The 20,097-nt window shown below is 36.1% G+C and carries 17 protein-coding genes and 1 pseudogene; 12 read left to right on the top strand and 6 right to left on the bottom strand.

Going from position 1 to position 20,097, the window contains the following annotated elements:
* Position 1: 1 nt before the first annotated feature.
* Both ruvB and N2Z72_05665 read right to left on the bottom strand, forming a co-directional pair.
* Positions 2-1,027 carry a Holliday junction branch migration DNA helicase RuvB gene (gene ruvB / locus N2Z72_05670; GenBank protein MCX7697167.1) on the bottom strand — a complete coding sequence of 342 codons (1,026 nt, stop codon included), beginning with the start codon at positions 1,025-1,027 and terminating at the stop codon, positions 2-4.
* A gap of 5 nt (positions 1,028-1,032) precedes the next feature.
* Positions 1,033-2,184 carry an iron-containing alcohol dehydrogenase gene (locus N2Z72_05665; GenBank protein MCX7697166.1) on the bottom strand — a complete coding sequence of 384 codons (1,152 nt, stop codon included), beginning with the start codon at positions 2,182-2,184 and terminating at the stop codon, positions 1,033-1,035.
* A gap of 93 nt (positions 2,185-2,277) precedes the next feature.
* On the opposite strand from N2Z72_05665, the gene sufB reads away from it, so the two are divergent.
* The 4 genes from sufB (at position 2,278) to N2Z72_05645 (ending at position 6,399) form a co-directional block, all read left to right on the top strand.
* A complete protein-coding gene (sufB, locus tag N2Z72_05660) occupies positions 2,278-3,735 on the top strand; it encodes a Fe-S cluster assembly protein SufB (GenBank protein ID MCX7697165.1) in 1,458 nt (485 codons plus the stop codon).
* A 12-nt stretch (positions 3,736-3,747) separates the two neighbouring features.
* Positions 3,748-4,494: a Fe-S cluster assembly ATPase SufC gene (gene sufC / locus N2Z72_05655; protein ID MCX7697164.1), complete on the top strand. Its 747-nt coding sequence runs from the start codon at positions 3,748-3,750 to the stop codon at positions 4,492-4,494.
* 6 nt (positions 4,495-4,500) lie between these two features.
* Positions 4,501-5,862 carry a Fe-S cluster assembly protein SufD gene (gene sufD / locus N2Z72_05650; protein ID MCX7697163.1) on the top strand — a complete coding sequence of 454 codons (1,362 nt, stop codon included), beginning with the start codon at positions 4,501-4,503 and terminating at the stop codon, positions 5,860-5,862.
* A 180-nt stretch (positions 5,863-6,042) separates the two neighbouring features.
* Positions 6,043-6,399 carry a DUF5684 domain-containing protein gene (locus N2Z72_05645; GenBank protein MCX7697162.1) on the top strand — a complete coding sequence of 119 codons (357 nt, stop codon included), beginning with the start codon at positions 6,043-6,045 and terminating at the stop codon, positions 6,397-6,399.
* 29 nt (positions 6,400-6,428) lie between these two features.
* Here the strand turns inward: N2Z72_05645 and N2Z72_05640 are convergent, their stop codons facing one another.
* On the bottom strand, positions 6,429-6,647 hold the full coding sequence (locus N2Z72_05640; protein ID MCX7697161.1) for a hypothetical protein: 219 nt from the start codon (positions 6,645-6,647) through the stop codon (positions 6,429-6,431).
* Positions 6,648-7,248: 601 nt separating this feature from the next.
* Between N2Z72_05640 and N2Z72_05635 the strand changes: the two are divergent.
* The 8 genes and pseudogenes from N2Z72_05635 (at position 7,249) to N2Z72_05600 (ending at position 16,007) form a co-directional block, all read left to right on the top strand.
* Positions 7,249-8,139, top strand: a pseudogene (locus N2Z72_05635) (S8 family serine peptidase).
* 1,547 nt (positions 8,140-9,686) lie between these two features.
* A complete protein-coding gene (locus N2Z72_05630; GenBank protein MCX7697160.1) occupies positions 9,687-10,505 on the top strand; it encodes a hypothetical protein in 819 nt (272 codons plus the stop codon).
* Between the two features lie 48 nt (positions 10,506-10,553).
* Positions 10,554-11,141: a hypothetical protein gene (locus N2Z72_05625; protein ID MCX7697159.1), complete on the top strand. Its 588-nt coding sequence runs from the start codon at positions 10,554-10,556 to the stop codon at positions 11,139-11,141.
* Positions 11,138-11,917: a DUF3822 family protein gene (locus N2Z72_05620; protein ID MCX7697158.1), complete on the top strand. Its 780-nt coding sequence runs from the start codon at positions 11,138-11,140 to the stop codon at positions 11,915-11,917. Before N2Z72_05625 ends, N2Z72_05620 begins: the two co-directional genes overlap by 4 nt.
* Positions 11,908-12,450 carry an RsmD family RNA methyltransferase gene (locus tag N2Z72_05615; protein ID MCX7697157.1) on the top strand — a complete coding sequence of 181 codons (543 nt, stop codon included), beginning with the start codon at positions 11,908-11,910 and terminating at the stop codon, positions 12,448-12,450. Before N2Z72_05620 ends, N2Z72_05615 begins: the two co-directional genes overlap by 10 nt.
* A 125-nt stretch (positions 12,451-12,575) precedes the next feature.
* Positions 12,576-13,049: an NADH-quinone oxidoreductase subunit NuoE gene (gene nuoE / locus N2Z72_05610; GenBank protein MCX7697156.1), complete on the top strand. Its 474-nt coding sequence runs from the start codon at positions 12,576-12,578 to the stop codon at positions 13,047-13,049.
* A 6-nt stretch (positions 13,050-13,055) separates the two neighbouring features.
* The gene (locus N2Z72_05605) at positions 13,056-14,213 is read left to right on the top strand and encodes a hypothetical protein (GenBank protein MCX7697155.1); all 1,158 of its coding nucleotides are present in this window, start codon (positions 13,056-13,058) and stop codon (positions 14,211-14,213) included.
* Positions 14,214-14,225: 12 nt separating this feature from the next.
* Positions 14,226-16,007 carry an NADH-dependent [FeFe] hydrogenase, group A6 gene (locus N2Z72_05600; GenBank protein MCX7697154.1) on the top strand — a complete coding sequence of 594 codons (1,782 nt, stop codon included), beginning with the start codon at positions 14,226-14,228 and terminating at the stop codon, positions 16,005-16,007.
* Positions 16,008-16,058: 51 nt separating this feature from the next.
* Here the strand turns inward: N2Z72_05600 and N2Z72_05595 are convergent, their stop codons facing one another.
* Genes N2Z72_05595 through tilS form a run of 3 tightly spaced genes read right to left on the bottom strand, consistent with a single transcriptional unit; the run spans position 16,059 to position 20,066 of the window.
* On the bottom strand, positions 16,059-16,553 hold the full coding sequence (locus N2Z72_05595; GenBank protein ID MCX7697153.1) for a ferritin family protein: 495 nt from the start codon (positions 16,551-16,553) through the stop codon (positions 16,059-16,061).
* Positions 16,554-16,581: 28 nt separating this feature from the next.
* Positions 16,582-18,711 carry a protein-disulfide reductase DsbD family protein gene (locus tag N2Z72_05590; GenBank protein MCX7697152.1) on the bottom strand — a complete coding sequence of 710 codons (2,130 nt, stop codon included), beginning with the start codon at positions 18,709-18,711 and terminating at the stop codon, positions 16,582-16,584.
* Positions 18,712-18,734: 23 nt separating this feature from the next.
* Positions 18,735-20,066, bottom strand: a complete 1,332-nt coding sequence (tilS, locus tag N2Z72_05585) for a tRNA lysidine(34) synthetase TilS (GenBank protein ID MCX7697151.1) — start codon at positions 20,064-20,066, stop codon at positions 18,735-18,737.
* Positions 20,067-20,097: the final 31 nt, after the last annotated feature.

The raw sequence follows: 20,097 nt of genomic DNA, 5'->3' as shown, positions 1-20,097 counted from the left end.
TTTAATCGAATAAGCCTGGTTGTACATTTTGTTTTTTTCTACCGAATAGAGCAAAAGCCTTATTGGTGGCTTCTCTTCCTTTTGGGGTTCGGTGTATAAAACCTTGTTGTATCAGATAAGGTTCATAGACTTCTTCAATGGTACCTGGATCTTCGGCTACAGCGACAGCTATAGAATTGAGCCCTACAGGACCCCCATTAAATTTTTCGACAATGGTGGAAAGTATGCGCACATCCATTTCATCCAGTCCATTAGGGTCAATATTGAGAGCTTGCAAGGCCATTTCAGTAATTGGAAGTGTAATAATTCCTGTGCCTTTAATTTGAGCGAAATCACGAACACGCCTAAGCAATGCATTAGCAATTCGAGGAGTACCTCGACTGCGACGGGCGATCTCAAAAGCTGCATTTTCGTCGATGGGAACTTGAATAATGTTGGCTGCCCGAATAATAATTTTTTTCAATGTTTCAGCATCGTAATAATCAAGTCTTGCTTGGATTTGAAAACGAGAACGCAACGGAGCAGTTAAAAGACCACTGCGTGTTGTAGCTCCGACCAAAGTAAAAGGATTGAGTTTTATTTGGACTGATCGTGCATTTGGGCCTGAATCAATCAAAATATCGATGCGAAAATCCTCCATGGCTGCGTAAAGGTATTCCTCAACAACAGGATGCAGGCGATGAATTTCATCGATAAATAAAATGTCGCAAGGTTCAAGTGAAGTAAGCAAACCAGCTAAATCACCTGGCTTTTCAATGACGGGTCCACTTGTAATTTTAATGTTAGTCCCCATTTCACGAGCCAAAATATGACTTAGAGTGGTTTTCCCAAGACCAGGAGGACCGTGTAAAAGTGTGTGATCCAATGGTTCACCTCTTTGCTTGGCAGCCTGTACGAAAATGATCAGATTTTCGACCACCTGTCTTTGCCCTAAAAATTCTTCAAATGAGGAGGGACGAATAAGCTTTTCAAATTCTCTTTCAGAAGCACTTAGTTTTGAAGCATCAGCTGAGAAAATGCGATTCATAGAAATTACTTTGCTTTTTCGATTTCATCGAGAATAAAATAATAATCATCCGATTGCATAGGGTATCGGTAACCACCAGCTCGAGATTTGTGAAGGGCACTCAAGACTTTTTCTCGGTCATATTGATGAGAAATATTAGCTTCTTCAAAAGTCACAGGTGATTCAATACAACGAAATAATGATTTAAAATATTCTATAATACCTTTTTTGCTTTGGACGTTAAATAGATTATTACTCAATTGCTGGACACGTTCTGGATCTTTGTTGTAAACCCAATTCAACCAAGCAGGATAAACCAATGAAAGTGTTGCACCATGAGGTAAATCGTAAAGTAATGAAAAAACATGGCCTATGCTATGAACGCCCCAATCACCGTATTTTCTACCAAGTAAAGTAAGTTGGTTAAGTGCTATGGTGGCTGTAAACATTGCTCTTGCTCTTAGTTCATAATTATGCAAGTTTTCTAGCAAATCAGGACCTATGGTTTGGATTTCTTGGATAATGTCAATAATCAACTTGTCCATTAAAGGTGAATCTCCAACGCCAAACCAAGCTTCTAATGCGTGAGCAACTATATCTGATAAACCATAAGCCGTGTAGTTTCTGGGAACGGAGAAAGTAAATTCCGGATTGAGTATACTTACTTTTGGATAAACTGCAGAGTTTTTAAATGAAGTTTTAATACCTTCTTCTTCATTCTGAACAACACTGAAGCAATTCATTTCACTTCCCGTTGCAGCAAGTGTAAGAACGACAATGATGGGTAAGGCCCGAACGGGAACATATTTTCCGGTAAAAAGATCCCAAGGATCCCCTTCATATTCAAAAGCTGCAGCTACAGCTTTAGCACTATCTATAACACTACCGCCCCCTACTGCAAGAATAGCATCTACCTTTTCTTTTCTTCCTATTTTTATGGCTTGGCGGACTTCATTAATGCTAGGATTTGACTTAATTCCCGAATAATCTATCCATTCGCATGAGCTTTCTTGAAGTTCGATGAGAATTTTTTCCAGGATGCCATTTTTTTCCACAGAACTTTTCCCACGAAGAAGCAAATATTTTTTTCCATATTGAGGCAAGATTTTTTTTAAGTTTTGATGGGCATCTTTCCCAAAATATAATTTTGTAAGGTTTTCCCAGACAAAATTTTCCATGTTGTTTTTTCGCAAAGTTAATCAAAATTAAAGTGCTTTCACATGTTTAATAACAGTTTTTAGTAATGACGTTCTGAAATGGATTAACTTTGTATGAAAATTGATGCTAGTATGACTGATAATGAAATATTAGCGAACATTGAACAAGCAGAATACAGGTTTGGCTTTGAAACGCCTGTGGAAATGGAGCTTTTTCCAAAGGGACTCAACGAAGACATTATCCGAAAAATATCTCAGAAAAAAAATGAACCTGATTTCATGTTGGAATTTAGGTTAAAAGCTTTTGAGATATGGAAAAATATGCCTCTACCCAATTGGGCGCATTTGAAAATTCCGAGTATTGATTTTCAAGACATTCGTTATTTTGCTGCACCAAAAAAAAATCAAGCAAACAGCTTGGATGAAATTGACCCCCAGATTCTTGAAACATTTAACAAATTAGGTATACCTCTAGAAGAACAAAAAATGTTGGCAGGAATTGCAGTTGATGCTGTATTTGACAGTGTTTCTGTAAGAACAACTATGCAGGATAAATTGAAAGAGTTGGGTATCATTTTTTGTTCCATTTCGGAAGCAATCAGAGAACATCCTGAACTCGTAAAGACTTATTTAGGCATGGCTGTTCCTTTACAGGACAATTTTTATGCGGCATTAAACTCAGCTGTGTTCAGCGATGGTTCATTTGTTTATGTTCCTCCAGGTGTTAAATGTCCCATTGAACTGTCTACATATTTTCGTATTAATGCACGAGAAACAGGACAATTTGAAAGAACGTTGATCATAGCAGATAAAGGTAGTTATGTTAGCTATTTAGAAGGATGCACAGCTCCCATGCGAGATGAACATCAATTGCATGCGGCGGTAGTAGAAATCATTGCATTAGATGAGGCTCATGTGAAATATAGTACCGTGCAAAATTGGTACCCTGGTGATAAAGAAGGACGAGGTGGTATTTTCAACTTTGTGACTAAGCGTGGATTGGCTAAAGGTTATCGAAGTAAAATTTCATGGGTTCAAGTCGAAACAGGTTCGGCCATTACATGGAAATATCCCAGTTGCGTCTTGATGGGGGATGAGAGTGTTGGCGAATTTTATTCCGTGGCTTTGACCAATCATCACCAACAGGCTGATACAGGAACGAAAATGATTCACATAGGAAAAAGAACACGTAGTACCATTGTCTCCAAAGGTATTTCAGCAGGATACGGAAACAACAGTTATCGGGGCTTGGTCAAGATTACAAAAAATGCAACTGAGAGCAGAAATTTCACCCAGTGCGATAGCCTCCTCCTAGGTAACAAATGTGGTGCTCATACTTGGCCTTATATTCAAGTGTTTAACAATTCCTCTATTGTTGAACATGAAGCAACCACTTCGAAAATATCTGATGAACAGTTATTTTATTGTCAACAACGTGGAATAGATAAGGAGTCAGCAGTTAACTTAATTGTGAACGGATATGCAAAAGACGTATTAAATCGTTTGCCACTCGAGTTCGCCGTTGAAGCACAAAAGCTTCTTGCCATCAGCCTCGAAGGAAGTGTAGGTTAAAAAAATTTTATCATGCTAATCATTAAAGATTTATTTGTTACAGTTGAAGAAAAAGAAATCATCAAGGGTTTTTCCTTGGAAGTAAAGGAAGGTGAAGTACATGCCATCATGGGCCCCAATGGCACTGGAAAAAGCACACTTGCCAATGTTATTGCAGGTAAACCTGGTTACGATATTAGAGGGACAATATTGTACAAAGGAAAGAATTTACTAGAAATGGATGTTGATGAAAGGGCCAGAGAAGGAATATTTCTAAGTTTTCAATATCCAGTCGAGATTCCTGGTGTTAGCATGATGACCTTCCTTAGTACTGCATTAAAAGAAAAAAGAAAGGCAGCTGGCTTACCACCTTTTTCTCCTTCTGAATTTCTTACATTTGTGAAGGAAAAGCGAAACATCATTGAAATTTCCGACGATCTTCTCAAAAGAAGTGTAAATGAAGGTTTTTCCGGAGGTGAAAAAAAACGCAACGAGATTTTTCAAATGGCAGTGCTTGAACCTGATTTAGCCATTCTCGATGAAACAGATAGTGGCCTCGATATAGATGCGCTTAAATTGGTGGCTTCAGCAGTTTCTAAAATGCGTGATGGCAAAAGGGCTTTTATTATTATAACGCACTATCAACGACTGCTCGACTACATAAAACCCGACTTTGTGCATATTATGCATGATGGCAGAATTGTTCAAACAGGTGATTATTTATTGGCACAGGAACTTGAGAAAAAAGGATATAACTGGATCCTTCAACTATCAAAATGATTGCCTATGTATCGCTTATTCGAAGATATAAAAAGGTGGACCGAACAAAATGGTGAAAATTTATTTGCCGGCACCGAACAAATACAGGCTTATCATACATTTCTTTCTCTTGGATTTCCAAATGCCAAACACGAGCAATGGAAAAATTTCCCTTTGGATGCAGTTTTAGATAAAGATTACCAAATAGCATTACGAGAAGAGCACAAAAAACTCAACCCTGCTGAATTTTTTTCTTGTAAGGTACATCATTTTGAAACTTTTCTGTTTTCGACTTATAATGGGGAATTTGCTTATGAGCATCAACCTCTTACTGTCTTTAAAAATGGGATTATAGCTGGTAGTTTAATGGAAGCTTACAAACGATATCCTCATCTCGTAAAACCTTACTTATTTCAGATTGCTCGTAACATGCATTCTCCTTTTGTAGCATTGAATTCTGCTTTCTTTCAGTCAGGTTTCTTTTTATATGTACCAATGGGTGTCAAAATTACTAAGCCTTTTCAGTTGGTAAATATCATTAATTCTTTGAATCCTGAAATATATCATTTACGCAATCTCATTATAATTGGGAAAGGTGCTGAAATAGAACTTCTGCAATGTGATGATAGTGTCCAAGATAAAAACAATCTAGTTAATGTTGTAAATGAATTTTTTATCGACGAAAATGCTAGTTGCAAGTTTATTAAACTTCAAAACAAGGATCTTGAAACCGCTCTTATTACAACTAGTTTTATTCACCAAGAAAGAAATTCGTATTTTCATTATGATCTTGTAACTTTCAATGCCGGAATAATTCGAAATGAGATGATTGTTGACCTCAATGCTAATAATGCTAAGGCAGAGTTAAATGGACTTTATTTGTTAGATAAAAAGCAAATTTTGGACACACATCTTTATGTCAATCATAATGCAGCAGGTTGTTATAGTCGTCAGAATTTCAAAGGAATTCTGGATGAAGAAGCTCGTGCTATCTTCAGAGGGCATATTAAAGTGGCTTCAGAAGCTCAACAAACCAATGCTTATCAGAACAATAAAAATATTCTCTTAACCCCTACGGCTCAAGTTTTTTCAGAACCTTTTCTTGAAATCTATGCCGATGATGTAAAGTGTTCGCATGGCTCATCTGTGGGCAAACTAGATGAAGAAGCTATTTATTATCTTAAGCAAAGGGGTATTTGCGAAAGAGATGCTCGGCTTATTTTGATGTATGCATTTGCTCATGAGATCATTGAAAATGTTGAGCCAGAAGTATTAAAAACTCAGCTTGAAAGAATGGTAGATAAAAGGCTTAGAGGTGAACTACATCCCTGTTCACTTTGTGTATTACATTGTGTCGAGAAATCTTTTGAATTTAGGATTACTCTATAAAAGAGTAAAAAATCTGTGTGAAAAAATTTGTCTAAAAAATTTTTTCATTAAAATATAACTTCTATAAAATAAATTTTAATATTTTTGCGTGGGGTGTCACAGGTGAAGCCGTATCACCTAAAAAAAACGGGGCGTTTCCTGAAAAGCCATATAGAGTAAGGAAATTTAAAACCAATTATTATGGGAGGAATTTTAGGTGCATCAATGGCCTTTATTGTGTTTTATCTAGCTATCATTATTTTGATGATAGTTTCCATGTGGAAGATTTATGTAAAAGCAGGTCAACCTGGGTGGGCTTCAATTGTACCAATTTATAATCTTATTATTCTTCTTGAAATTGTAAAAAAACCTATTTGGTGGATTATTCTTTTATTAATACCTTTCGTGAATTTTATCATTTTGATAATTTTATATCACAGACTTTCTTTGTCTTTCGGGAAGGGTGTAGGATTTACGATTGGACTAATTTTTTTACCGTTTATATTTTTCCCTATTCTTGCTTTTGACGGATCAACATATACTCCTCTTCAGCAGTAAAAATTTAAGTGGCACCCCTTTTTACTATTTTAGCTTTTAGTTTTATTTGTATTTTTCATGATAAGTGGAGTAATGTTTATTTTGTTTTTCCTCATTCCATCGATTGTTTTTGCTTTATGGGCATCTGAAAAGCAGATAAAAATTTGGACTGTTTTTGTGCCTTGCTTGAGGGTAAAGGCTTTTTGTACTATTCTTGTAGTTTCAAAAATTAAGTGCTTATTGTTGTTTACGCTGGAAGGTTTTATCATTCTCAGTGGGCTATATTTTTCTATACCTTTATTAATAAAGTTGCATGTTTTTTTACAAATGTTTTTTTTTATTTTGTGGTTATCAACTATGATTTTGAATATTTTTTTACTTCCTGAAACAGCAAAATTTTTTGCTAAAAATTCTTATTCTCTTGTTTTTTGGATCGAAGTACTTGTTTTTCCCTTTCTTTATTTTCCATATCAATACTTAACAAGAAAAAATCAATACTTAACAAGAAAAAAAATCAAATAATTCACTTTTTATAATTTTACAAAAAAACATTCTGATATGATTCGTTTGATTAATATAATCATGTTCGTATTTATCTTTATTCTTAGTTGGTCTCAAAATCAGCAGTCTTTTTATAAGGGTTGTTTAATAGCTAAATTTAATGATGAAAATTCTCTTAAATTGTTTAATGATAATAATCGAATTCTTCTTGATCAGTTAAAGGTGAAAGAAATTAAGGTTCTTTTTCCTTGGTCACGGGCATTTAGAGATTCAACTATATACAAACATCCTGCGGCATCGTCTATTCGTAGAATGGTGGAAATTGTTTTAGATACCAACATGGATCTAAATTTTGCTATATCTAAACTTATGAAAACGAATTTTTTTGCATATGTGGAAAGATTTCCAATACTTGAAAATTTATATACCCCTAATGACGCTTACATTTCCAATCAATATTACCTTCAAAAAATCAAAGCATATCAAGCTTGGGATATTTGGAAAGGAGATACGAACACAGTAATAGGGATTGTGGATACAGGCATCGATTTCACACATCCAGATTTATGGGCATCAGTAAAACATAATTATGATGATCCTATAGATGGTCAAGACAATGACAACGATGGGTTTGTGGATAATTATCGAGGTTGGGATTTTGGAATGAACGACAACAATCCTCAGTATCAAACTTTAGGGCATGGAGTTCACGTGAGTGGTATAGCTGGTGCGACAGTTGATAATCAGTACGGCATGGCTGGTGTAGGATTTCGTTGTAAAATATTGCCAGTTAAAATAGATAATGCTTATGGTAGTTTAACAGGAGCTTATGCCGGTGTCATTTATGCTGCAGAGCATGGAGCAAAGGTCATAAATTGTTCTTGGGGTAGCACTATTTTCTCTCAGTTTGGGCAGGACATTGTAGATTACGTCACAGAAGTGTGTGGTTCGCTTGTTGTAGCTGCTTGTGGGAATACAGGTGGTGAGGCGACATATTATCCTGCCTCATATCGATATGTCTTAAGTGTAGCAGCGACAGATATTAATGACCATAAGTGGAGCAATAGTTCCGTTAGTCGTTTTGTAGATTTAGCAGCACCAGGAAAAGACATTTACTCTACATGGCCGGGTCCTGGCTTTGTTTTCTCATCGGGTACATCTATGGCTGCTCCTATGGTAAGTGCTGCTGCTGCTTTAGTTAGTTCGTACTTCCCCCATCTTACTATGTTACAAGTAGCTGAACGCCTCCGGACAACGGCCGATATTATTGATACCCTGCCTTTAAATTTGCCCTATCAGGGCAAACTAGGGAAAGGCCGTTTGAACATTTACAGGGCATTGACAGATCCTTTTAATAAGCCATCTATTCGACTTCTATCTTATAGCTTCACTGATCATAATGATGAATTTTTTATGCCTGGTGATACTGTTGGGTTAATATTAAAATTAATGAATTATTTAGCCCCGACGACCAATCATTTTTTTGCTTGCATTTCGACGACAGCATCGAATGTAACCTTGCTAATTGACACGTTGCAAATAGGAATTTTACAAACATTACAGGCTTATGAGAATAGTATTATGCCTTTTACAATTAAACTTAATAATGTTCAGCCTAATCAGGCTATACATATTAAAATTGAGTTTATAGATCCTGTTTTATCTTACCGAGAAACAGAATATGTCACTTTGATAGTTAATCGAGATTATTTAAATTTTAACATCAATAAAGTTAATGTAACTGTAACAAGCAGAGGCAATTATGCTTACAATGATTATCCTTATTGTTTGCAGGGGGATGGTTTTCGTTTTCAGAATTCTCCTTCATTAGTACAGATGTTTGGATTGGTGGCTGGATCCTCGACGGTAAAAATTTCGGATAATTTATATGGTGTTTCCTCTGTTAGTAATGATTACGAAGCAATTGATTTTGTTATATATGAAAATCCTCCGAGCAAAGCAGATCAAGTTCTGATTTCTCATTTTTCAGATAGTTTAGCTACTAATCCTAACTACATAGAAATTTACCAAAACACTTATGGTTATCAACAAGCAAGTGATGATAATTATTTTATCTCCACTTACAGTATAGTCAACAAACACAATCAATTGTTACAAAATTTTTATGTAGGTTTTTTTGCCGATTGGGATATTGCTGCTTATTCAAATAACCGTTCCCTTTATAATTCAAACACAAAATCACTGATCACTTTTGATTTAGATTCGACCTATTTTGTTGCTATGAAAATCCTTGATCAGAACAATACGTTTGCTTATGCTTGCGATTTAAACGGATGGGGAGGGAGTATTACTCTCACTGATGGATTTACTGAAGTTGAAAAGTACACCATGTTGCAGACCAATCGATATGCTGCTGGCATGGACATCAAAGGTAATGATGTAGCGGCGATGGTTAGCTGTGGCCCATTTAGTCTACAACCATTCGATACGATTAGGGTTTCTTTGTTGATTCTTGTCGGGAAAAATTATCATCAGACCATTTCTTCCGTGCAGCATGCAACAGATCGTTTTTTCAATCCTGATCTTTTTTTGAGTGAGACAATAAATCAAAAATTGTTCTTTTATCCTAACCCGGTTTCGACACAAGAAATTTATTTCCAAATACCTGTTCGGTCACTATATCAAGTGGATTTATTTACCCCGCAGGGAACAAAATTAACCGGTCTTGTGTGGCTTTACGATAATGTCCTTAAATTACCCGCCCTATCTCCTGGAATTTATTACTTGGTATTGCACAATGATCACGAAAAGAATGTGTTACCACTACTTATAATCCAATAGTGTTCATGAATTCAGCTGTGTTAAAGGGATACGTTGTCGTCCCATATTTTTTTAATAGTTTATCGGATAAAGCCCTCAAAGAGGGAAAAAGAATGGCTCAAGTTTTTGGTTCCCATCTTATAATTTTTGGTTGCGGAAGTAGCGATGAAGAACGGTATTTGCTTTCTAGTCTTGCTGGCACATTAATCAACGATCATTATTCTGTAACATCATATTTGGTTGAGAAAAACAAATGGAAAAAAATGTTTTATCATTTTTCTTCAAACTACGATGTTGTCATGTTGATTTATGCGCATAATACTAACATGACTCAGACTGGTAGAAATCTGAGAAAAGAAATTTCATCTCTTAGAAGGCAAAGATCACCTTTTTTGATGGTAAACGAACGTGTTTCGTTCAATGATTATAGTAAAATTGTATTGATGATTGATTTTTCTCCACTTGAAAAAGAAAAAATTTTATGGGCAAGTTATTTTGCACGGAAATATCATTCTTTAATCTACGTATTGGTGCCTGAGCCTAAAGATATGTTTTTGAAAGTAAAGATTCAGAGTAATCTTCAGAGCCTCGAAAAATTATACAACAATCTTTCGTTGTCATATGAAATCGTATCTCTGCGAACGTCCTATGGTAAATCGGTTTCAGAGGGATTGCTTTTCGCTAAGAATATTCAAGCAGGATGTTTTCTTCATCTGACATCTGGAGGACGAGATATTTTTAGCATTTTAGAGGGAGATACCGATGTAAGAACTATTCGAGAAGCAGTAGATATACCCATTTTATGCATCAATCCACGTGATGATTTATATGTGTTGTGTCAATAATTTTTTTCTAGTGGAGTTAAAAATTTTATTTTTGCAAAAACACAACTTATGGTGAAAAGAATAGTGCAATTGGTTTTATTGCTGATCATTGTAGCGCTAGTTTTTTTGATTTATAGATCAATAGAGACTCCCATTCGTTTTTCAAATGAAAAAAAAGCTCGTGAACAAGTGATCATTCAGAGGCTCAAGCAAATACGGATGATTCAAGAATTGTATAACAAAATGAACAATAGATACATCCCAACGTGGGATAGTTTAGTTTTGTTTTTGAAGCAAGGTAAAGTTCCTTTGTTGAAAATTACTCCTCGGCCTGGTGATACATTACTCATTAATCCTATAATTGATACCATTGGTTATGTGAGTGTTATAGATACACTCTTTAAAAACCAGTCTATAGATATTGAAAAATTACGATATATTCCATTTTCTGATATAAATGGTGCTAAACCTGATACATTTACGATGAAAACTGATCGCATAAAGAAAGGGGAAATTATGGTGAGTGTTATTGAAGTTGTTGCTCCTTTTAAGTCTTTTCTTAAAGATTATGATCTGAAGAAGTTTAATGTTAATCCTGATGAAGGTTTGAGATTTGGCTCTCTTACTGAACCCACGGTGGATGGAAATTGGGAATGAAATATTCTGGATTTGAATTAGAAAATGTTAAGATAATTCCGGGTAATAAGATTAAAAGAATTTCGCTTTTTACAGAAGATGGTTTTTTTTATTTCGAAGTAAACATTGGCACAGGTGGTATTTTTTTCAAAAGAGCTTTTTTTCAGCCACTGGATGAAGCATTTTTTTTTCTAGAAAAAAATCCGTGTGAGGTTTTTTCTTTTTACAGGCCGAATTCTATGTTGGTTCCTGAAGAACTTGTTTTAAGTTATGATTTACACTCAATTTATTCTTTAGCAAAAGATGTTTCAGCAAGTATACCTTTAGAAAAATACTTTATTGAGGATATATCTGCTTATCTGGTCACTCATGTGCCATCCCAGCTTTCAAGAATTTCTTCAGATGTGAAAGATTATACATTTTTTTGGTTGAAGCATGCTTTAAAAAATTATCTAAAGTCTTCGTTTCAAAATGCTTATGCTATAATATTTTTATTTAATGAGTATATGACATTACTTGTGTTAGATCATGGTAAAGTAAAAATTTTTAATCATTATTATGTACAGACTTTAAGTGAGTTTTGGTATCAATTCTTTGGTGCCATCCAAACTTGTTCTTTGAATGAATCACCTTTACGTGTACTGATTTCTGGTGACGTAGTTTCTAACGATGAACGTTTCTTATTTCTGAAAGAGAAGAATTGTGATCCTGAAATTTTAAAGGGAGTTGAGACAGATGACGATCGGTACCTTCCTTTTTCGTCTGTTTTTTGGTGTCTGAGGGATTTATGCGTATAATTGGTGGAAAGTTCGGGGGGCGATACATCCCGCTGCCCAATTCACTTCCGGTCAAACCCACAACGGCTGTTGCAAGGGAGGGATTGTTTAACATTTTACAGCATCGTTACGATATCAGCAACACTATAGTATTTGATCTTTATGCTGGAACAGGTTCGATTTCTTTAGAATTTATCTCTCGCGGTGCTAACAAAGTCTTTGCAGTAGAAAAAAATCCTTTGTTAGTTCGGCATTTGAAAAAAATCAAAAAAGAATGGAATTTGAATAATTTTTACGTGACTTTTAAGGATGTTCATTTTTTTTTACGTTTTACGAAACTTAAAGCTGACATTATTTTTGCCGATCCTTATTATCATGATCGTTATTTAGAGGAAATAATTCAATATGTATTTGAGAGACAGCTTCTTATGAAGGATGGAATCCTAATTGTTGAACACTCGAAGGAGAAAAATTTTTATAAACATCCAAACTTCATCGAAGAAAGAAAGTATGGCAAAGTTCATTTTAGTCTTTTCATGAATAAAGACATATAATACTAAAGTAATTAAATTTTTATTTAAACTTAATATAAATTAAAGAGATTTGGTTGAAATCGCCCATTAAGTTTGTTTTTATGTTTGTTATTGGTATAAATTTGCTCAAAGTAAAAAGAAAACATATGTCAAATGTAGCAGAATTGGTTAAAAAATTGGTCGAAAAATACGGCAAACACAGAAGTAGTTTGCTTCCTGTGCTGCAAGGAGTAGTTGAAGTAAATCGGTACTTAAGTCAGGAGGCTCTGGTTGAGGTTGCAAAACAAATGGATATTCCTCCTGCAGATGTGTATGGTACAGCAACATTTTATTCTTTTCTCGATACTGTACCTCGGGGAAGAAACATAATTCGCGTTTGTAAGACTATTTCGTGTGAAATGGCTGGCAAGGAACACATTGTCAGAGCTTTGGAAAAAACCTTGAAGATCAAAATGGGTGAAACCACGCATGATGGAGAATTTTCATTGCTTTACACCAATTGCATTGGATGGTGTCATAAAGGACCTGCAATGTTGGTCAACGACGAACCATATACCGAACTTACATCCCAAAAAGCTATTGAAATTATTGAAAATTATATGAGTAAATCAAAAAACTAAATATTTATGGCACATTTGAAAAAAGTAGATATTATATTTAGTAAAGAATGCAGTCCCATTGATGTTTTAGATAAAGCACTAACCACTCCTCGAGAACAGGTAATTCAAATGATCATTGATAGTGGTTTAAGAGGTCGTGGCGGTGCTGGATTTCCAACGGGACTAAAATGGAAATTTGCTGCAGCTGCTCCTGGAGATGAAAAATATGTAATTTGTAATGCAGATGAAGGGGAGCCAGGAACTTTCAAAGATAGGAAAATATTAGATGAGGTTCCCGAGAAATTGTTTACGGGAATGGCTGTTTGTGCTTATTGCATTGGTGCTCAAAAAGGTTACATTTATTTACGAGGAGAATATAAATATTTGATGAAGAATCTACAACCAAAACTGGATATATTTAATGATCAGTTAAAACAACGGAATTTCCCATTTAACATTGAAATTCGTTTAGGAAGTGGTGCTTACGTGTGTGGTGAAGAGACAGCTCTTATGGAATCCATTGAAGGATATCGTGGAGAGCCTCGCAACAAACCTCCATTCCCAACCACTGCAGGACTTTTTGGAAAACCTACGGTGATTAATAACGTCGAAACACTTGTTTCGGTCATCATGATTTTAAGAATGGGCGTAGAGGAATTTAAGAAGCTAGGTACCACGGATTCAAGAGGTTCGAAAGTGTTTTCGATATCTGGAGATACACCTAAGGCTGGTATTTATGAACTAGAAATGGGGATGAAAGTAGCTGATTTTGTTGAAGAGTTTGGCGACGGTGATACCAAGGCTGTTCAAATTGGTGGTGCATCAGGTTTTTGCGTACCAAGAAAAAGGTTTAATGATACAATCATAGGTTTTGAAGGAGTACCTACTGGAGGATCGATGATGCTTTTCAATTCATCTCGATCCATGTACAATGTACTTAAAAATTACCTTGAATTTTTTGTAGAAGAGAGTTGCGGGCAATGTACTCCTTGCAGAATTGGGACCCAGCAGTTGCTCAAAGGGATTGAAGCTATCAAGAAAGGTGAAAAAGAACCTGAATACTTAAATGAACTTAAAAAATTAGCTCAAACCATGCGTGTGGCAGCCAAGTGTGGATTAGGACAATCTGTGGCTAATCCATTTATTTCCATCGTCGATAACTTTAAAGAAGAGATTATATATTAAAATTTTAAGGATATGGTTACCGTAAAAGTGAATAATATACCTGTCAATGTTCCCGAAGGAACAACCATTCTCGATGCAGCAAGATTAGCAAATTTTAAAGTTCCAACTCTATGTTATCATCCTGATTTGAGTGTGGCAGGTAATTGCCGTGTGTGTGTGGTGGAGGTTAAAGGTTCTCGATTGCTCTCTGCAGCTTGTGCAACACCTGTCGCTGAAGGAATGGAAATTTTTACTCATAGCGAACAGGTTCGTTCTGCGAGAAAACATGTCGTTGAATTGCTTCTTTCAGAACATAATGCAGATTGTACTAAATGTTTCCGAAACGGCAATTGTGAGTTGCAAACACTTGCTGCTGAATACAGGATTGGTTATCATTTGTTTCTTGATTTAGTGAAGGAAAAAGATAAAATTCCAGACATCAGTTCTCCTTCCATACAAAAGGACAATAGTAAATGCATCCGTTGCCAGAGATGTGTAAGAACATGCAGTGAACTGCAGGCAGTCACAGCTCTTGCTGTTATAGCTAAGGGGGACCATCAACACATTGGAACTTTCTTTGATATGCCTATGAATGAAGTGGTATGCACCAATTGCGGGCAGTGTATCAATCGTTGCCCGACAGCTGCTTTAACTGAACGTTCTTACATTGAAGTTGTTTGGGATTACATCAACCATCCAGATTATCATGTGGTAGTACAAACAGCTCCTGCTGTTCGTGCTGCTCTTGGGGAAGAACTTGGCTTTGAACCAGGTACTCGCGTGACGGGTAAAATGGTAGCAGCTTTGAAACACCTTGGCTTTGATGGCGTATTGGATACGGATTTCACAGCTGACCTAACTATTCTTGAGGAAGGTACAGAATTACTAACAAGACTAAAGAAAGCTTTGGTGGAAAAAGATACCAATGTTGCACTACCTTTGTTTACTTCTTGTTCACCTGGCTGGATTAAATTTATTGAACACATGTTTCCTAATCTTCTAAAGCATCTATCAACATGTAAATCTCCTCAACAGATGTTCGGCGCATTGGCTAAAACATATTACGCTAAGAAACGTAATATCGATCCAGCAAAAATTAAAGTGGTATCTATCATGCCATGCACGGCCAAGAAATTCGAAGCAGAAAGACCTGAAATGCGAGATAGCGGATATCAAGATGTAGATGTTGTTCTAACAACCAGAGAGCTTGCCATGATGATCAAACAGGCAGGGATTGACTTCGTCAACCTTGAAGATATGCCTTATGACAATTTGATGGGGACTTCGACAGGTGCTGGAGTAATTTTTGGAGCTACTGGAGGCGTCATGGAAGCTGCTTTACGTACCGCTTATGAAATTGTGACAGGGCGAGAAGTGCCGTTTGCTAATCTCAACATTACACCCGTACGAGGCATGGAAGGCGTACGCGAAGCAACTATCAAAATCGAAGGAACATTACCAGAATGGAGTTTCCTTGAAGGTGCTGAGGTCAAAGTTGCTGTTGCCCATGGATTAGCTAATGCTAAAAAATTGATGGAGGCCATTGAACAGGGCAAAGCAAGTTATCATTTTGTTGAAGTTATGGCATGCCCCGGTGGTTGCTTAGGAGGAGGTGGTCAACCCATTCCTACAAGTCTTGACATTCGTAAGAAAAGAGCAGAAGCAATTTATGCAGAAGACGAGGGACTGCCTTTGCGAAAATCGCATCAAAACCCAGAAGTACTTCAGCTTTACGAAGAATTCCTTGGCAAACCTAATAGTCATGAAGCTCATGAACTTTTGCACACTCATTATAAACCACGTAAAAGATGGTAACAAAAAAGGCTGGCTTTTAGCCAGCCTTTTTTATTTTATGTAGGTAAAAAGTTAAAAAGGCCAAAATTCATTGCTAAACCAAATTTTTTCTTTAAGCTGTTCATCAAGTTTAAGTAAAATTTCATAATGGGTATTTTCCCATCGAGCTAGGTATTCAAACATTTCTTTGATGTGAGGATCAATGGCCTCTTTTGCTTGTTTTTTGTAAACCTCGATCGATTTGGTTTCTAGTTCGATCGCAGCACTGATAGCAGCTCCTTCAAAGCTGGCAGCTTCAATTTTGTCTTTTAAATTAGTATTAATAATAAGTTCAGTAAGAGTACTCACTTCTTCTTTAAGGTCCAGTTTAACGAAATTTTTGTTTTTTAAGAAACTTTTTAGTTGTTCCGATAAAAAGGCAGCATGCATAGCTTCTTCCTCGGCCATAAGTGAAAAAATTCTTTTCACATCAGGATCGGGAGATTTATGAGATACTTCGTTGTAAAGGGCTTGCCCTCTTTTTTCCATCAAAATGGCTTCTTTCAAAACATCTTCAGGTGATTTCATGCTTTAATTTTTACAAATATAATTTTATTTATTTGTTCATTCTGTTATTAAATTCTTTCAAGGCATTATCAAGAAATTGAATAAAATTATCTACGTTGAGATCATAAGCCTTGGGTTCAACTAGGTCATGACCGGCAGTATCTAATATTACATAATATGGTTGAGCATTAATTTTATATCGGGTCACTTGTAAGTCGGCATATTTTTTTCCAATGGTTTTTTTGATTTTTCCATCGTAAGTAGATTTTACCCATTCATTTTCTGGAAGCTCTGTTTTATCATCTACATAAAGAGCACAAACTATGAAATTGTTTTTTAATCTTTTTAATACTTCTGGATGGCTCCAAACACGGGCTTCCATTTCTCGACAGTTGACACAGCCATGTCCGGTAAAGTCAACAAAAACTGGTTTTTGCAATTTTTTCGAACATCGTAAGGCTTGTTCAAGGTCGTGATAACCTTGAAGGCCATGTGGTAATGGAGGGAGAATGTCTTCATACTTGGGTTTTTCACAAAGTTTGTATAAATCACTTTTTTCCGGATTTGCATTACCCATCATCGAAAGTTGTACCTGTATTTCTTCACGAATGATGCGTTGAATGTCGAAATCATGAGTTTGTTGAGGGGGGAGGTAACCTGAGAGAGCTTTAAGTGGTGCACCCCACATACCTGGAATAAGATATAAAACAAAGCTAAAGGTTACAATGGCGAGCATGAGTCGTCCAATAGAAATGTGATCGGTTTTGTCATCGTGTTTGAAGCGGTATATGCCTAAATAGTACATGCCTAAAAGGGAAAAGATAACTATCCAAATGGCAAGGTATACTTCACGATCAAGCAACCGCCAATGGTAAACTTGATCTGCTACAGAGAGGAATTTGAGTCCCAGAGCAAGTTCAAGAAAACCCAGTGTGACCTTGAACATGTTCATCCACCCGCCCGATTTAGGTAATTTTTCGAGCCATTGAGGAAAATATGCAAAAATTGAAAATGGTAAGGCAAAAGCAATAGAGAAAGCAAGCATCGTAATGACAGGTTCCCAAATATCTCCCTGAAGCGATTTTACTATGATAGTCCCTACAATAGGACCTGTGCAGCTAAAGGAAACAAGCACTAAAACCAATGCCATAAAAAAAGTTCCCAGCATTCCACCACGATCAGCGTTTCTATCGGCTCGATTTACCATCCAGTGGGGCAGGACTATTTCAAAAGCTCCGAAAAACGAAAGAGCAAAAATGAAAAAAATTAGGAAAAAAATGATGTTAGGTAACCAGTGAGTGCTGAGCCAATTAAAGATATCGGCTGTTACACTCTCTCCTCCAAAAAGATACGTAATCCCAATAAGGAAGGCAATAGGGAGTGTATAAAGTGCTACGATATTAATGCCAAAAAAAGTTGCGTTAAAGCGAGCTCTGATTTTGCTGCCTTGATTGCTTTTGAGGAAAAAGGATACGGTCATTGGAATCATGGGGAAAACGCAAGGTGTAAGAATAGCCAATAATCCCCAAATGATGGCTTCCAGAATGATTCCCCAAATAGAACGCTTTGGACGAACGACATCGATCGTGCCACGACTTGTTTTCTGATCATGATTCAGGGTTGTGGATTTGTCAGAAGAAACTACCGTATGAGGTGTTTTTCCCTGAGAGGATATTGTGTCTTTATCTTTTGACACAACATTTAAAGTTGCTATTTTATACTGGGAACCATCAATGGTGAAAGAAAAATCAACTTCTTGGGGAGTAATACAGGTAATGTTGTTGCATGCCATGAATTCTACAGTAGCTTCTACTGTAAACTTCTCATTACTTAGAATTTTAATAGGTTGAACGAATGTAGCAGAATTCTCATAAAACTTAATGTTCATCTCGAATGTGCTGTCGTACCCATCATGAGCCTTAGTTACAGGATAAACTTTACCGATTAACGTGAAGTGTTTTCCTGGTTTGACAGAAAAAGTCGTTGGAACAGGACCTCCTGGTGGAACATCCTGAGCATATAAATGCCATCCAGGATCTATGGTGGCTTTGAATACCAAATGTGCAATAGAATCGTTATGCTTTTGAACGTATGATTTCCATTTGACGGGTTGAAGAATTTGACTTTTTACAATAAGACAATTAAAAATAATGAGAACAACTGCAAGTGTTTTTTTCATGAAATTCATTTTAATACACAAAGTTATATATTTTTATAATTCCACAGGATGGCTTGGGAGGGCACTTCTTGAATTGCAACCTGCTGTGAGATCCGCAAGCCTATGACCCAAATAATATGATGGTTGGAAATCATCACATACGTTTTATTTCTTTCCCAAATTGGAATTTTTGAGTCAGTGAGAAAATCAGATACTTTTTTTTGTCCTTTCATCCCAAGTGGTTGAAAATAATCACCTGCCTTCCATTTTCGAACAAGAATCGGAAATTGTAGTTTGCTCATATCCATGCAGGCTTGATAGGGATTTCTCGGTATCTCATTTAAACTCTGAATGGTGACTTGGGTAGCTTCGAGAAAAAAAGGCAAATGAGATGTAGAAAGATCTTCGTCAATATAGTATAAATCGATGCTATCCGTGGTTTGATCTAGTTTTTCTACGTATAAAAAATCGTGATGAATATAAAAGATATTGCCATTTTTGATAAAGCGTCGAGGTTGTAAGGAAGAAGATAAGATTTTTTCAGCCCAATTTGGATCGCCATTCATGGATAGTAAGAATTGTTTAAGTAACCAAATAGAAAAAGGGTGTTTTCTAAGTTTATTTAAATTTAACGTTCGATCGTCGATCATGCAAAATTCTAATTCTCGATGGATCGCATATTTTAAGAATGAGCTTGTTTCACGCAAATAGTTTAAACTTTGATAAAAGTTTTGACGAAAATTAGGAAAATAAAAGTCAATTTTTGGTAAAATATGATTTCTCCAAATGTTTCGTTGATATATGTCTTGTTGATTACTTCGATCATTTCTAAAAATAATTTTTCTTTGATAAGCATATGATTCAAGTTCCTTGCGTGAAAAGTTCAATAAAGGTCTATAAATATAGTCGGAAATCTTTTGAAAGCCAGTTAGTTTGAACAGATTTCCTTTTTGGTGAAGAGCAATGAAGAATGTTTCAATCAAATCATCCTTATGATGTGCAGTGCAAATAAAATCTGCTTTTTCCTGTTCGAGGATTTTTTTAAAAAAATCGTATCGTACTTTGCGGGCAGCTATCTGAATGCTTAGACCATGTTGTTGAGCAAAACTGTGCAAATCTATATGTTTGACGAAAACAGGTTGATTTCTTTCCGAAGAAATTTTTCTAACAAGTAGTTCATCTTCTTCGCTTTCTTGTCCCCGGAGTTGATAGTTTACATGGGCTACAATAACCTGAAAACCTGCACGAGTAAATAGTTCCCACATGGTCATGCTGTCCAGACCCCCGCTAACAGCAAGTAAATATTTTCTCGATCCGTAGTCAGGTATGTCGGAAGAGATATGCTTGAGAAAAATTTCATATATATCTTTTGACATAAAAAATGCACGTTAAACGATCAAAGTTAAC

The sequence above is a fragment of the Bacteroidales bacterium genome (assembly GCA_026418905.1).
Taxonomy (GTDB): Bacteria; Bacteroidota; Bacteroidia; order Bacteroidales; family DTU049; genus JAOAAK01.
The sequence above is the reverse complement of the archived record's forward strand: the minus strand, read 5'-3'. Positions and strand labels throughout refer to the sequence as shown.

Excerpts from the sequence above, each read along its gene's own strand:
- sufC (MCX7697164.1), top strand. The coding sequence starts at position 3,748 with ATGCTAATCATTAAAGATTTATTTGTTACAGTTGAAGAAAAAGAAATC.
- N2Z72_05625 (MCX7697159.1), top strand. The coding sequence starts at position 10,554 with ATGGTGAAAAGAATAGTGCAATTGGTTTTATTGCTGATCATTGTAGCG.
- N2Z72_05640 (MCX7697161.1), bottom strand. The coding sequence starts at position 6,647 with ATGATAAAACCTTCCAGCGTAAACAACAATAAGCACTTAATTTTTGAA.
- N2Z72_05615 (MCX7697157.1), top strand. The coding sequence starts at position 11,908 with ATGCGTATAATTGGTGGAAAGTTCGGGGGGCGATACATCCCGCTGCCC.
- ruvB (MCX7697167.1), bottom strand. The coding sequence starts at position 1,027 with ATGAATCGCATTTTCTCAGCTGATGCTTCAAAACTAAGTGCTTCTGAA.
- sufB (MCX7697165.1), top strand. The coding sequence starts at position 2,278 with ATGAAAATTGATGCTAGTATGACTGATAATGAAATATTAGCGAACATT.
- N2Z72_05605 (MCX7697155.1), top strand. The coding sequence starts at position 13,056 with ATGGCACATTTGAAAAAAGTAGATATTATATTTAGTAAAGAATGCAGT.
- N2Z72_05590 (MCX7697152.1), bottom strand. The coding sequence starts at position 18,711 with ATGAAAAAAACACTTGCAGTTGTTCTCATTATTTTTAATTGTCTTATT.
- N2Z72_05595 (MCX7697153.1), bottom strand. The coding sequence starts at position 16,553 with ATGAAATCACCTGAAGATGTTTTGAAAGAAGCCATTTTGATGGAAAAA.
- N2Z72_05600 (MCX7697154.1), top strand. The coding sequence starts at position 14,226 with ATGGTTACCGTAAAAGTGAATAATATACCTGTCAATGTTCCCGAAGGA.
- N2Z72_05665 (MCX7697166.1), bottom strand. The coding sequence starts at position 2,184 with ATGGAAAATTTTGTCTGGGAAAACCTTACAAAATTATATTTTGGGAAA.
- N2Z72_05620 (MCX7697158.1), top strand. The coding sequence starts at position 11,138 with ATGAAATATTCTGGATTTGAATTAGAAAATGTTAAGATAATTCCGGGT.
- tilS (MCX7697151.1), bottom strand. The coding sequence starts at position 20,066 with ATGTCAAAAGATATATATGAAATTTTTCTCAAGCATATCTCTTCCGAC.
- nuoE (MCX7697156.1), top strand. The coding sequence starts at position 12,576 with ATGTCAAATGTAGCAGAATTGGTTAAAAAATTGGTCGAAAAATACGGC.
- N2Z72_05630 (MCX7697160.1), top strand. The coding sequence starts at position 9,687 with ATGAATTCAGCTGTGTTAAAGGGATACGTTGTCGTCCCATATTTTTTT.
- sufD (MCX7697163.1), top strand. The coding sequence starts at position 4,501 with ATGTATCGCTTATTCGAAGATATAAAAAGGTGGACCGAACAAAATGGT.
- N2Z72_05645 (MCX7697162.1), top strand. The coding sequence starts at position 6,043 with ATGGGAGGAATTTTAGGTGCATCAATGGCCTTTATTGTGTTTTATCTA.